This window comes from Agrobacterium sp. LR_9 (assembly GCF_041954855.1).
In the GTDB taxonomy this organism is placed as follows: domain Bacteria; phylum Pseudomonadota; class Alphaproteobacteria; order Rhizobiales; family Rhizobiaceae; genus Agrobacterium; species Agrobacterium leguminum.
This window is the reverse complement of the sequence record NZ_JAVAYA010000002.1, coordinates 133,133-146,977: the sequence shown is the minus strand read 5'-3', so window position 1 is coordinate 146,977 and position 13,845 is coordinate 133,133. Positions and strand designations below refer to the sequence as shown.

Here is a 13,845-nt window from a genome sequence, read left to right as displayed (position 1 = left end):
GAGATGGCAAGCCTCTCCCAAGCCGTCAATTCGCTGTTCCTGAAGGAGTTCGTCGGCGCGATCCTGCTCACGATGCGCCACTTCTTCAAACAGAAGGCAACGGTGAACTATCCTTTCGAAAAGGGCCCGGTCTCTCCGCGCTTCCGTGGTGAACATGCGCTGCGCCGTTATCCGAACGGTGAAGAGCGCTGCATCGCCTGCAAGCTGTGTGAAGCGATCTGTCCCGCTCAGGCGATCACCATCGAAGCCGGCCCGCGCCGCAATGACGGCACCCGCCGCACGGTGCGTTACGATATCGACATGGTGAAGTGCATCTATTGCGGTTTCTGCCAGGAAGCCTGCCCGGTGGATGCCATCGTCGAAGGCCCGAACTTCGAATTCGCGACGGAAACCCGCGAGGAGCTTTATTTCGACAAGCAGAAGCTTCTCGACAATGGCGACCGCTGGGAGCGTGAAATCGCACGCAACCTCGCACTGGATGCGCCTTACCGTTAAGGCGCAACCGTCTTTCCGGGGGAAACCCCGGAGAGCGATGAAAAGTAAAATGCCTGCGCGGTTTTCGCCGGCGGGGACGAAACGGGTGAGGGGCCTTCGAGCCATCTTTGCCCGATGAGGACAAGAAGGCACCAACATGGGTCTGCACGCTGTATTCTTTTATATATTCGCTTTCGTCGCCGTGGCGTCTGCGTTCATGGTCATCGCATCGAAGAACCCAGTTCATTCGGTGCTCTTCCTGATTTTGACCTTCTTCAACGCAGCCGCGCTGTTCCTGCTGACGGGCGCCGAATTCCTCGGCATGATCCTGCTGGTGGTTTATGTCGGCGCCGTGGCGGTGCTCTTCCTCTTCGTCGTCATGATGCTGGATGTGGATTTCGCAGAGCTTCGTTCGGGCGTGCTGCAATATGCCCCGGTCGGTGCGCTGATCGGCGTCATCCTCGCGGCGGAACTGATCGTCGTGGTCGGCGGCAGCATGCTGAACCCGATTGCGGCCAAGTCCATCACCATGCCGATCCCGCCGGTCACCGAACGCACCAATACGGCCGCACTCGGCGACGTGCTCTATACCAATTACGTCTACTTCTTCCAGCTCGCCGGCCTCGTGCTGCTGGTGGCCATGATCGGCGCCATCGTGCTGACGCTGCGTCATCGCACCGACATCAAGCGGCAGGATATCTCCACGCAGGTCGGCCGCGACCCGAAGACCGCCGTTACCACGGTCAAGGTCAAGCCGGGCCAGGGCATCTGAGGCGCGAACGGATCCAAGGAAACAGAATATGGAAATCGGTCTTTCCCACTACCTGACGGTCAGCGCGATCCTCTTCACGATCGGCGTCTTCGGCATCTTCCTTAACCGGAAGAACGTCATCGTCATCCTCATGTCGATCGAACTCATCCTCCTGGCGGTCAACATCAACATGGTGGCCTTCTCGGCCTTCCTGAACGATATCGTCGGCCAGGTCTTCGCTTTGTTCATTCTGACCGTCGCAGCCGCTGAAGCGGCCATCGGTCTTGCAATACTCGTTGTCTTCTACCGCAACCGCGGATCGATCGCCGTCGAAGACGTCAATATGATGAAGGGCTGATAAGGCTATGATCTACAAGGCTATCGTCTTTCTTCCACTGATCGGCTTCCTGATCGCCGGCCTGTTCGGCCGCTCCATCGGCGCCAAGGCTTCGGAATATGTCACCACCGGTCTGATGATCGTGGTCGCCATCCTGTCGTGGATCGTGTTCTTCACCGTCGCGCTCGCCCATGGCGAGCCGGGCGAGGTGATCAAGGTCACCGTGCTGCGCTGGATCCAGTCCGGCGGCATCGATGTCGAATGGGCGTTCCGCATCGACACGCTGACGGCCGTCATGTTCGTCGTCGTCAACACCGTCTCGACGCTGGTGCATCTCTATTCGATCGGATACATGCACCACGATCCGCATCGTCCGCGCTTCTTCGCCTATCTGTCGCTCTTCACCTTCGCCATGTTGATGCTGGTGACCTCCGACAACCTGCTGCAGATGTTCTTCGGCTGGGAAGGCGTGGGTCTGGCGTCCTATCTGCTGATCGGCTTCTGGTTCAAGAAGCCGTCCGCTTCTGCCGCTGCGATGAAGGCCTTCATCGTCAACCGCGTCGGTGACTTCGGCTTCATTCTCGGCATCGGCGGCGTGTTCGTGCTGTTCGGTTCGATCAATTTCGAAACGATCTTCGCTGCCGCTGCGACCTATCTGCCGGCTGAAGGCGCTGCCTCCTCGGAAACCGTCATCAACCTGTTCGGCATGCATCTGGACAAGGCCCATGCGATGACGGGCGTGTGCCTGCTGCTCTTCATGGGCGCGATGGGTAAGTCGGCGCAGTTCCTGCTGCACACCTGGCTGCCGGACGCGATGGAAGGCCCGACCCCGGTGTCTGCCCTCATTCACGCCGCAACCATGGTCACCGCCGGCGTCTTCCTCGTCGCCCGCATGTCGCCGCTGTTCGAACTTTCGCACGATGCGCTGACCGTCGTGACGCTGATCGGCGCCATCACCGCCTTCTTTGCGGCAACCGTTGGCCTCGTGCAGAACGACATCAAGCGCGTTATCGCCTATTCGACCTGCTCGCAGCTCGGTTACATGTTCGTGGCGCTCGGCGTCGGCGCTTATGGCGCTGCCGTGTTCCACCTCTTCACGCACGCCTTCTTCAAGGCCCTGTTGTTCCTGTGCGCCGGCTCGGTCATCCATGCCGTCGATGGCGAGCAGGACATGCGGTACATGGGCGGTCTGCGCAAGCATATCCCCATCACCTTCTGGACCATGACTGTCGGCACGCTGGCGCTGACCGGCGTTGGTATCCCGGGCACGATGATCGGTTTTGCCGGCTTCTTCTCCAAGGACGTCATCATCGAATCCGCTTATGCGTCGCATTCGGTTCTGTCGGGCTTCGCCTTCACGCTGCTGGTCATTGCCGCGCTGTTCACCAGCTTCTATTCTTGGCGTCTGGCCTTCATGACCTTCTTCGGCAAGCCGCGCGCTTCGGCCGACGTCATGCACCACGTGCATGAATCGCCGATGGTCATGCTCATCCCGCTCTTCATCCTCACCGTTGGCGCGATCTTCGCCGGTGTTGCCTTCGAAGGTTATTTCTTCGGTCATGAATATGCCGAATTCTGGAAGGGCGCCCTGTTTACGCTTCCGGAAAACGAGATCCTCGAAGAGTTCCACCACGTTCCGCTGTGGGTGAAGTGGAGCCCGTTCTTCGCCATGGCGCTTGGTTTCGTGACCGCCTGGTACATGTACATCAAGTCGCCGGAGACGCCGAAGCGTCTGGCCGAGACCCATCGTGGCCTCTACCAGTTCCTTCTCAACAAGTGGTATTTCGACGAACTCTACGACTTCCTCTTCGTTCGTTCCGCAAAGGCGCTCGGCCGCTTCCTGTGGAAGAAGGGTGACGTCGCCGTCATCGACCACTATGGACCGAACGGCATTGCAGCGCGTGTGGTTGACGTGACCAACCGCATGGTCCGCCTGCAATCCGGTTATCTTTATCATTATGCCTTTGCGATGCTGATCGGCATCGCGGCGCTTGTCACCTGGATGATGCTCGGGAGTGCCCTCTGATGACCGATTGGCCCATTCTTTCAACGGTCACCTTTCTGCCGCTCGTCGGCGTGGTGCTCCTGCTTCTGACGAATGAGAACGGCCCCTATGGTCGCCGCAACATTCTCAATGTCTCGCTGCTGACAACAGTCTTCACCTTCATCGTGTCGCTGTTCATCTGGATCGGTTTCGACAATTCGAACCCCGGTTTCCAGATGGTCGAGAAGCATCAATGGTTCGGCAACATCGCCGCCTACCATCTGGGTGTCGACGGCATCTCCATGCTCTTCGTCATCCTCACCACTTTCCTCATGCCTTTCTGCGTGCTGGCAAGCTGGGATTCGATCGAGAAGCGCATCAAGGAATACATGATCGCCTTCCTGCTCTTGGAAGTCGTCATGATCGGCGTTTTCGTGGCGCTGGATACGGTTCTCTTCTACGTCTTCTTCGAAGCGACGCTGATCCCGATGTTCATCATCATCGGTGTGTGGGGCGGCAAGGATCGCGTTTACGCCTCCTACAAGTTCTTCCTCTACACGCTGCTCGGTTCGGTTCTGACCATGCTCGCCATCATGGCCATGTACTGGCAGGCCGGCACCACCGACATGACAGAACTCTTGAAATACGGCTTCCCGGCCGGCATGCAGACCTGGCTGTGGCTCGCCTGTTTCGCCGCCTTCTCGGTCAAGATGCCGATGTGGCCGGTGCACACCTGGCTGCCGGACGCCCACGTTCAGGCCCCGACCGCAGGTTCGGTCATCCTTGCCGGCGTCATGCTGAAGCTCGGCGGTTACGGTTTCATCCGCTTCTCGCTATCGATGTTCCCGCTGGCTTCGGATTATTTCGCTCCCTTCGTCTTCACGCTGTCTGTTCTCGCCATCATCTACACCTCGCTGGTGGCGATGATGCAGGACGACATCAAGAAGCTGATTGCCTATTCCTCCGTCGCCCACATGGGTTACGTGACCATGGGTATCTTCGCCGCCAACGTTCAGGGCGTGCAGGGCGCAATCTTCCAGATGCTGTCGCACGGCATCGTGTCGGGCGCGCTCTTCCTCTGCGTCGGCGTTGTCTACGACCGTCTCCACACCCGCGAAATCGCGGCCTATGGCGGCCTCGTCAACAACATGCCGAAATATGCCGTCGCCTTCATGATCTTCACCATGGCCAATGTCGGTCTGCCCGGCACCTCCGGCTTCGTCGGTGAGTTCCTGACGCTGATCGGCGTCTTCCGCGCCAACACGCTGGTCGCACTGTTTGCGGCAACCGGCGTCATCCTCTCGGCCGCCTATGCGCTGTGGCTCTATCGCCGCGTGATCTTCGGTGCGCTCGAGAAGGAAAGCCTGAAGTCGATGCTCGATCTGTCGACCCGCGAAAAGGTCATCCTTTATCCGCTGGTTGTGCTGACGATCTTCTTCGGCGTCTATCCGGCACCGGTGTTCGATGCGACAGCCGCATCGGTCGATCTTCTGGTAAACAACTATTCGGCTGCACTGCAGGCGGCGCAAAATGTTGCGCTCTCTATGAATTGACGACAGGACCCGTTGGACATGACCGCTGAAATCCTTTTTGCCAGTCTGCACATTGCGACGCCCGAGCTGATCCTTGCGGTCGGCGCGCTGGCGCTGCTCATGATTGGCGTCTTCTCGGGCGACAAGTCGACAACGACGGTCACCGGCCTTGCCGTTGCCCTCCTGCTCGTCGTCGGTCTCTGGATCATCTTTGCCCCCGCTTCGGGCGTGGCCTTCGGCGGTGTCTACATCGCCGATGCCTTCGGCAACTTCATGAAGGTACTGGCGCTGATCGGCTCCATCACCGCCATGATCCTGGCCGTCGGTCAGGGCCGTTTCGAACCCATCGGCCGTTTCGAATATCCGGTGCTGCTGGTTCTTGCGACGCTGGGCATCCTGCTGATGATCTCGGCCAACAACCTGATCTCGCTCTACATGGCGCTGGAACTGCAGTCGCTGGCGCTCTACGTGGTCTGCGCCATCAACCGTGAAAGCCTGCGCTCCACGGAAGCGGGCCTGAAGTATTTCGTGCTCGGCGCGCTGTCTTCCGGCATGCTGCTTTACGGCATGTCGCTGGTCTACGGCTTCACCGGCAATACCGGCTTTACCGAAATCGCCCAGGTTCTGGCCTCGGAAACCCGTTCGCTCGGTCTCGTTTTCGGCCTGGTCTTCGTTCTCGCCGGTCTCGCCTTCAAGATTTCGGCCGTGCCGTTCCATATGTGGACGCCGGACGTTTATGAAGGTGCGCCGACCCCGGTAACGGCGTTCCTGTCGGCTGCGCCGAAGATCGGCGCTATGGCGATCCTCGTTCGCATCGTCATCGAGGCGTTCCAGCCGGTCTTCGCCGACTGGCAGCAGATCGTCGTGTTCATCTCCATCGCCTCCATGCTGCTCGGCTCCTTTGCCGCAATCGGCCAGAAGAACATCAAGCGCCTGATGGCTTATTCCTCCATCGGTCACATGGGTTATGCGCTGGTCGGTCTCGCTGCGGGCACCGAAGCCGGTGTGGCTGGCGTCATCCTCTACATGACCGTTTATATGGTCATGACGCTCGGCACCTTCGCCTGCATTCTCTCCATGCGCCGCAAGGAAATCGGCAATGTCGAGACTGTCGAGGATCTGGCCGGTCTTTCGTCCTCCAACCCCTTCATGGCGGTTGTGCTGACGATCCTGATGTTCTCGCTTGCCGGCATTCCGCCGCTCGCCGGCTTCTTCGGCAAGTATTATGTCTTCCTCGCTGCCATCGAGGCGAAGCTCTATCCGCTCGCCATCATCGGTGTCATCGGCTCGGTTGTCGGCGCTTATTATTACATCCGCGTCGTCAAGGTCATGTGGTTCGATGAAGCCAAGGACAAGTTCGAGCGTCCGTCGGGCGAACTCAAAGTGGTTTATGCGCTTTCGGCCTTCTTCACCGTGGCCTTCATCGTCTTCGGCGGTGCACTCGGCAACGCGGTCACTGCTGCGGCGAAGACCTTCTTTTGAGCAGCACACACAAGCATACGGGCCGGATGTCCATCGATGACTTCCGGCACGAGGCGATGGCGGAAACGCCATCGACCAATCTGGAATGTTTCACCCAGGCAAGGGCGGGCGATGGCGGCAATCTGTGGATCACCGCCATCCGCCAGACCGGCGGACGCGGCCGTCGCGGCCGGCCATGGGTCTCCGAACCCGGCAATCTCTACGCCTCGCTTCTTCTGATCGATCCCGCTCCGATGGACCGTATAGGGTCCCTGCCGCTTGCCTTCGCGCTGGCTGTTTATCGCGCCATCCGCGCGGTGCTGCCGACGGGTGGTGAGCCGCTCGAAATCAAATGGCCGAACGACGTGCTGATCGGACGCCGCAAGACCTGCGGCATTCTCATGGAGGCGGAGCTGCTGCCGGATGGCCGACGCGCCATCGTCATCGGCATCGGCATCAATATCGCCCATAAGCCGGAAAATCCGCTTTACCCCGTCACCATGCTTTCCGAACATGGGGCTTCTTGCTCGCCCGACGAATTGTTCGCCCATCTTTTCCGTGAGACGGCGGAGGTGCTGGGGGCTTGGGACGAGGGCAGGGGCGTTGCCGGCATCATGGCCGGCTGGCGTGCCGCCGCCTGCGGCATCGGCGAACATATCACCGTCAACTTTCCGGACCGCTCGATTGGCGGGCGTTTCGTCGGGATTGATGATAATGGTTATCTGCTGCTGGATGAGGATGAGGGCGCAAGACGCTCCATCGCCGCCGGCGACGTGTTTTTCGGATGAGGCGAACGGTGCGGCCCAGGAACCCGCGCCGAACCGGATCCCACAGGTTGGAGCTTTCCTGCGGCTCATGAAAAGCAGGGTGAAAAACCGGTTCCGCATCGGCCCGGTCGATCAGATGGTTCAACAGGTCCGATGCTTAAGAGCGGCGGGCGCGGCCAATTGCCGTCGCCTGCATGCTTTCGTGAATGGATAAGAAAAACAATGGCTAAACAGGACGAACTGGTCTTTGTGCCGCTTGGCGGCGTGGGTGAAATCGGCATGAATCTGGCGCTTTATGGCTACGGGCCGGAGAGCAAGCGCCAATGGATCATGGTGGATTGCGGCGTGACCTTCGCCGGCCCGGACCTGCCGGGCGTCGATCTGGTACTGCCGGACATCAGCTATATCGCCGAGCAGAAAAAGAACCTCAAGGGCATCATCATCACCCACGCCCATGAAGACCATTATGGCGCGCTTAACGATCTCTGGCCCGGCCTCAACGTGCCGGTCTATGCTTCGCCTTTCACCGCCGGCATGCTGGAAGCCAAGCGCGCCTATGAGGGCACGCGTGCCGAAATTCCGGTGACGATCTTCAAGGCGGGCGACCGCATCAATGTCGGCCCGTTCGAAATCGAGGCGGTCGGCGTCAACCACTCCATTCCGGAGCCGATGTCGCTGGTCATCCGCACACCGCTCGGCAATGTCATCCACACCGGTGACTGGAAAATCGACGAGGCCCCGTCGCTCGGTCCGTTGACGGATGAGGCCCGCTTCCGCGCCATCGGCGAAGAGGGCGTACTGGCGCTGATGTGTGACAGCACCAATTCGGTGCGCGATGGCGTATCGCCCTCCGAACACGAGGTTTCCGAAGGCCTGCGGCAGATCATCGAAAACGCCGAGGGTCGTGTGGCCGTCACCACCTTCTCCTCCAATGTCGGTCGCATCCGTTCGATTGCGCAGGCCGCGGAAGCAGCCGGCCGCGAGGTGCTGCTGCTTGGCTCGTCGCTGAAGCGCGTCGTCAACGTCTCGCAGGATCTCGGCATCATGGAAGGCATCAAGCCATTCCTCGCCGAAGACGAATATGGCTATATTCCGCGCGACCGGGTGGTGCTGATCCTGACCGGTTCGCAGGGCGAGCCGCGCGCCGCACTCGCCAAGCTTTCGCGTGACGAGATGCGCAATGTGGCGCTGGCTTCCGGCGATACGGTGGTGTTTTCCTCGCGCGCCATCCCCGGCAACGAGAAGGCGATCATCGACATCAAGAACGGCCTCATCGAGCAGGGCGTCCATATCGTCACCGACAATGAGGCGCTGGTGCATGTCTCCGGCCATCCGCGCCGTAACGAGCTTCTGAGGATGTATGAATGGACGAAGCCGCAGATCGTCGTGCCCGTTCACGGCGAAGCGGCGCATCTGGTGGCGCAGAAGGAGCTCGCCGAACAGGCTGGCATTTCGCAGGTGCCGAAGGTTCGCAATGGCAATGTTCTGCGCCTTGCGCCCGGTCCGGCCGAGGTGATTGACGATGTGCCGCATGGCCGCGTCTTCAAGGACGGCAATCTCGTCGGTGACATGGACGAGATGGGCATCAGCAATCGCCGCAAGCTGTCCTTCGCCGGCCACGTCGCCGTCAACGTCGTGCTGGACAGCCGTTATGACTTCCTTGGCGACCCCGATGTCGTGCCTTTCGGCCTGCCGGAATTCGATGACGAGGACGAGGCGATGGAAGACACGCTTTATGACGCCGTTCTCGGCGCCGTAGAAAGCATTCCGCGTGCCCGCCGCAAGGATCTGGATCTGCTGCGTGAAGCCGTGCGTCGCGCCGTGCGTGCCGCCGCCAACCAGAGCTGGGGCAAGAAGCCGATCGTCACGGTATTTGTAACCAAGGTCTAAGCCGGGAGCTTACTGGCAATCGGCCGGGGCGTCTGCCTTTTTCCCGTTGATTCCAGGGCCGTGCCGCAAAGCGCGGCCCTTCTGTTTTCTTTTAGGGTTTCTTGCGGAGAAGTGATTCCGATCTGCGGATGAATGCGTTACAAGAATCCCATTGTGCAGGAGGATCACATGCCGCTTCTTTCGGCCTTCGCCGTTTATTTCATCGTCTGGTGGACGGTGCTTTTCATCGTGCTGCCGATTGGCCTGCGCACTCAGGACGAGGAGGGCGATGTGGCGCTGGGCACGGTCGCCAGTGCGCCATCAAGGTTCAGGGGCGGGCGGATCGTTTTGTGGACGACCGTAATCTCGGCCCTGATCTGTGGGCTGTGGTACGGCGGAACCTGGTGGTTCGGCGTCAGCCTCGATGACCTGCCGAGAATTATTCCCGTTTTCGATTGAAAAGCTGCGCTGGTGATCGCCGTTCGCGCGCATCTTGCTCACTCAGACGGGCGGTGAGCCCATGGTCGCGGCAGTTTCCGGGGGATATGACCGGGATTCTGTCATATGGATGTCATATCTCTCGTGCACACAGCAGGAACGTGCTCAGTGCCTGATTCACCGCCATAATTTTACCGGAATATAGCGGCGGGGGCGGGGTCATTTGTGTAGAAGCAAAAAAAAACAAGGCCTTTCAGCCTTGTTTTCCAGGTTTCGCGTGATCTGTAACCGTTGCCGGGGCTGCGAACGAGCGCGCCTAAGATCTGATCCTCCCAAGACTGACCGCGAAAATGACAAGAATTTAAACTTCCTGCCTCTTTTGTAAGCTAAAGCTAGCTCAAACCCCCAAGCTTGTCATCTCATTTTTTGCATATTTGTTACAGTCGGCAAAAAATTCTCCGTGGTGCAATTTGTCGCACCGGATCAAGAATAATATTCCGACCAAAGCGTTTTGACGCGAATTAGCTATCGCGAAAATACCGCAAAATGGCCTTTAACGCTCTTTTCATGGCGGGTTTTCATCTCGGCCGGAAACGGCTATATCCGGCGCCAATATCCCTCTATTCGGGGCGATTCCCGCGCCTTTGCGCGCTGTCGTCCGCATCAATGGAAGCCGTCATGCGTCTCAGCCGTTATTTCATGCCCATCCTGAAGGAAAACCCCAAGGAAGCGGAGATCGTCTCCCACCGCCTCATGCTGCGCGCCGGCATGATCCGGCAGCAATCGGCTGGCATCTATTCTTGGCTGCCGCTCGGCAAGCGCGTGCTGGACAAGGTCAACAGGATCATCCGCCAGGAGCAGGATCGCTCCGGCGCCATCGAGCTTCTGATGCCGACGCTGCAATCGGCCGAGCTCTGGCAGGAAAGCGGCCGTTACGATGACTACGGCAAGGAAATGCTGCGTATCAAGGACCGTCAGGACCGCCAGATGCTCTACGGCCCCACCAATGAGGAGATGATCACTGACATCTTCCGTTCTTATGTGAAGTCCTACAAGAACCTGCCGCTGAACCTGTACCATATACAGCTTAAGTTCCGCGACGAGGTACGTCCGCGTTTCGGCACCATGCGTTCGCGTGAGTTCCTGATGAAGGACGCCTATTCCTTCGATCTGACCAAGGAAGACGCGATCCATTCCTATAACAAGATGTTCGTGGCTTACCTGCGCACCTTCGAGCGCCTTGGCCTGCGCGCCATTCCGATGCGTGCCGATACCGGCCCGATTGGTGGCAATCACAGCCATGAATTCATCATTCTGGCCGATACCGGCGAATCCGAAGTCTTCTGCCACAAGAGCTTCCTCGACCGCGCCATTCCCGCCGAAAACACCGACTTCGACGATGTCGCGGCGTTGCAAGGCGTATTCGATGAGTGGACGGCCGATTATGCCGCCACGTCCGAAATGCATGACGAAGCCGCTTACAATGCCATTCCCGATGGCGAGCGCCTTTCCGCGCGCGGCATTGAAGTCGGCCACATCTTCTATTTCGGCACCAAATATTCGGAGCCGATGGGCGCGAAAGTGCAGGGTAAGGATGGCAAGGAACACCCTGTCCACATGGGTTCCTATGGTATCGGGCCGACACGCCTTGTTCCCGCCATCATTGAAGCATCGCATGATGAGAACGGAATCATCTGGCCGGCCTCGGTCGCTCCCTTCGATGTCGTGATCATCAACATGAAGGCTGGCGATGCTGCCTGTGATGCGGCTTGTGAAAAGCTGTATTACTCGCTCTCCAACGCCGGCAAGGATGTTCTTTACGACGACACGGACGACCGTGCAGGCCAGAAATTCGCAACCGCTGATCTTATTGGCGTGCCGCTTCAGATCATCGTCGGCCCGCGTTCGGTCGCGAATGGCGAAGTCGAAGTGAAGGATCGCAAGACCGGCGAGCGGGAGACCGTGACGATCGAGGCGGCGATGACCAGAGTGCTCGGCTAAGCGCGAGCTGAAGACGGAGCGGCTTCACCCGAAGTCCGCTCCGGTTTCGTAACGCAGATGCCGCAGAAATATGGGCCGGTTTTCGGAAAAGACCGGCCTTGCAGTTTGAGATCAGGGAGACGACATGGCACAAGCCGAGGCTGACAAGGGTGCGGCTGTTTCCGCCGGGGCAAAAACCGCCCGGCCGTTTTCCGCTTTTGAACGCATGGTGGCCTGGCGTTATCTGCGGTCGCGGCGCAAGGAAGCGTTCATTTCCGTCATCGCCGGTTTTTCCTTTGTCGGCATCATGCTGGGCGTGGCGACGCTTATCATCGTCATGGCGGTGATGAACGGGTTCCGCACCGAGCTCATTTCGCGCATTCTCGGCATCAACGGCCATATGATCGTGCAGCCGATCGACCAGCCCTTCAATAATTATGATGAGCTGGCGAAGAAGTTTGCCGCCGTTCCCGGCGTCACCATGGCCCTGCCGCTGGTGGAGGGCCAGACGCTCGCCTCCGGCCGCGGCGGCGCGGGCTCCGGCGCCCTGGTGCGCGGCGTTCGCCAGGAAGATATCGACAAGGTCAAGGAAGTCGCCACCAACATCAAGACTGGCGATCTGGTCGGCTTCATGGCTGGAGATGGTGTTCTCGTCGGCTCAAGGCTTGCCGCCCAGCTCGGCGTAACGGCCGGTGACGACATCACCCTCATTTCCCCGGAAGGCGACGTGACGCCGATGGGCGTCAATCCGCGCGTCAAATCCTACAAGATATCCGGCGTCTTCGAGATCGGCATGTCGGAATATGACGCCTCGATGATCTATATGCCCCTGTCCGAAGCCCAGCTTTATTTCAATGCCGAAGGCCTCGTGCAATCCATAGAGCTTTATGTCAGCCGCCCCGACGATGTCGACGGAATCCGCCCGCTGGTCGAACAGGCCGCCGAACGGCAGATTTATATCACCGACTGGAGACAGCGGAACCAGACCTTCTTTTCCGCCCTGCAGGTGGAGCGGAACGTGATGTTCATGATCCTGACCCTCATCGTTCTTGTGGCGGCGCTCAACATCATTTCCGGCCTCATCATGCTGGTGAAGGACAAGGGCAGCGACATCGCCATTCTGCGCACCATGGGTGCAAGCTCCGGCTCCGTGATGCGCATCTTCTTCATGACCGGGGCGGCCATCGGCATGGTCGGCACCTTTGCCGGCGTGGCGCTCGGCGTCATCGTCTGCCTCAATGTGGAATCCATCCGGCAGTTCTTCTCGTGGATATCCGGCACGGTGCTGTTTGACCCGCAGCTTTATTTCCTGAGCCAGCTTCCGGCCGAAATGGATATCAGCGAGACCATTTCCGTTGTCATCATGGCGCTGACGCTCTCTTTCCTGGCAACGATCTTTCCAGCATGGCGGGCTTCCAAGCTCGATCCGGTGCAGGCCCTGCGTTACGAATAAGGACCGCTTCGCAATATGGCAAAAAAAACAGTGCTGCGGCTTACTGGCGTCGAGAGAACCTATGGTCAGGGCGAGACGTCGCTTTCCATTCTGCGCAAGGCTGATTTCGAATTGAAGAGCGGCGAGATGGTGGCGCTGGTCGCCCCTTCGGGGACCGGCAAATCCACGCTGCTGCATCTGGCGGGACTTCTCGAACATCCAGATGCCGGCGAGGTCTATATCAACGGCGCACCCTGCAATGACCTGCCGGATGAAACGCGAACCGCGATCCGCCGCAGCGATATCGGCTTTGTCTACCAGTTCCATCACCTCCTGCCGGAATTCTCGGCGGTGGAAAATGTGATGATGCCGCAGCTCATCGCCGGTCTGACACAGGCCGAAGCCCACAAGCGCGCCAGTGCGCTGCTCGACTATATGCGGGTGGGGCATCGCGGTGAGCACCGCCCGGCGGAACTCTCCGGCGGTGAACAGCAGCGTGTCGCCATCGCCCGCGCCGTCGCCAACGCACCGCTTTTGCTGCTCGCCGACGAGCCGACCGGCAATCTCGATCCGGAAACAGCGCATTATGTTTTCGACGCGCTGGAGGCGCTGGTACGCCAATCCGGCCTCGCGGCGCTGATCGCCACCCACAATCATGAACTCGCCGCCCGCATGGACCGGCGTGTGACGCTGACCGACGGCAAGATCGTCGATTTCTGAACTGATGCGCGAGACACGATCCTCGTGCGCCAATTTTTCCATAGCGCTGGAAATGATCGTTCCCGCCAATTGGGGTGAATGACGGCACCGGGACGGATTG

12 protein-coding genes are annotated in these 13,845 nt (G+C 59.4%); all 12 read left to right on the top strand.

Annotated elements, in window-relative coordinates; translation table 11 throughout:
* Positions 1-3: 3 nt before the first annotated feature.
* The 12 genes from nuoI (at position 4) to RAC79_RS03035 (ending at position 13,745) form a co-directional block, all read left to right on the top strand.
* Positions 4-495, top strand: a complete 492-nt coding sequence (gene nuoI, locus RAC79_RS03090) for an NADH-quinone oxidoreductase subunit NuoI (RefSeq protein WP_003496449.1) — start codon at positions 4-6, stop codon at positions 493-495.
* Between the two features lie 136 nt (positions 496-631).
* Positions 632-1,246: an NADH-quinone oxidoreductase subunit J gene (locus RAC79_RS03085; RefSeq protein WP_003521517.1), complete on the top strand. Its 615-nt coding sequence runs from the start codon at positions 632-634 to the stop codon at positions 1,244-1,246.
* Positions 1,247-1,274: 28 nt separating this feature from the next.
* The gene (gene nuoK / locus RAC79_RS03080) at positions 1,275-1,583 is read left to right on the top strand and encodes an NADH-quinone oxidoreductase subunit NuoK (protein WP_003521516.1); all 309 of its coding nucleotides are present in this window, start codon (positions 1,275-1,277) and stop codon (positions 1,581-1,583) included.
* A 7-nt stretch (positions 1,584-1,590) separates the two neighbouring features.
* Entirely contained in the window at positions 1,591-3,588 is a 1,998-nt protein-coding gene (gene nuoL / locus RAC79_RS03075; RefSeq protein WP_065653984.1) for an NADH-quinone oxidoreductase subunit L, read from the top strand.
* Positions 3,588-5,099 carry an NADH-quinone oxidoreductase subunit M gene (locus RAC79_RS03070; RefSeq protein ID WP_142844881.1) on the top strand — a complete coding sequence of 504 codons (1,512 nt, stop codon included), beginning with the start codon at positions 3,588-3,590 and terminating at the stop codon, positions 5,097-5,099. Before nuoL ends, RAC79_RS03070 begins: the two co-directional genes overlap by 1 nt.
* A gap of 18 nt (positions 5,100-5,117) precedes the next feature.
* Positions 5,118-6,560: an NADH-quinone oxidoreductase subunit NuoN gene (gene nuoN, locus RAC79_RS03065; protein WP_078054275.1), complete on the top strand. Its 1,443-nt coding sequence runs from the start codon at positions 5,118-5,120 to the stop codon at positions 6,558-6,560.
* Positions 6,561-6,586: 26 nt separating this feature from the next.
* Positions 6,587-7,327 carry a biotin--[acetyl-CoA-carboxylase] ligase gene (locus tag RAC79_RS03060; RefSeq protein WP_174035913.1) on the top strand — a complete coding sequence of 247 codons (741 nt, stop codon included), beginning with the start codon at positions 6,587-6,589 and terminating at the stop codon, positions 7,325-7,327.
* Positions 7,328-7,528: 201 nt separating this feature from the next.
* Positions 7,529-9,196 carry a ribonuclease J gene (locus RAC79_RS03055; protein ID WP_174039075.1) on the top strand — a complete coding sequence of 556 codons (1,668 nt, stop codon included), beginning with the start codon at positions 7,529-7,531 and terminating at the stop codon, positions 9,194-9,196.
* Between the two features lie 132 nt (positions 9,197-9,328).
* Positions 9,329-9,634 (top strand): DUF1467 family protein, encoded by a 306-nt coding sequence (locus RAC79_RS03050; RefSeq protein WP_374996859.1) that lies wholly within the window; start codon positions 9,329-9,331, stop codon positions 9,632-9,634.
* Positions 9,635-10,291: 657 nt separating this feature from the next.
* A complete protein-coding gene (gene proS, locus RAC79_RS03045) occupies positions 10,292-11,614 on the top strand; it encodes a proline--tRNA ligase (protein ID WP_174039076.1) in 1,323 nt (440 codons plus the stop codon).
* Positions 11,615-11,738: 124 nt separating this feature from the next.
* A complete protein-coding gene (locus RAC79_RS03040) occupies positions 11,739-13,046 on the top strand; it encodes a lipoprotein-releasing ABC transporter permease subunit (RefSeq protein ID WP_003521507.1) in 1,308 nt (435 codons plus the stop codon).
* A 15-nt stretch (positions 13,047-13,061) separates the two neighbouring features.
* Complete coding sequence (locus tag RAC79_RS03035; protein WP_338810278.1) at positions 13,062-13,745, top strand: ABC transporter ATP-binding protein; 684 nt, start codon at positions 13,062-13,064, stop codon at positions 13,743-13,745.
* The last annotated feature ends 100 nt before the right edge of the window (positions 13,746-13,845 follow it).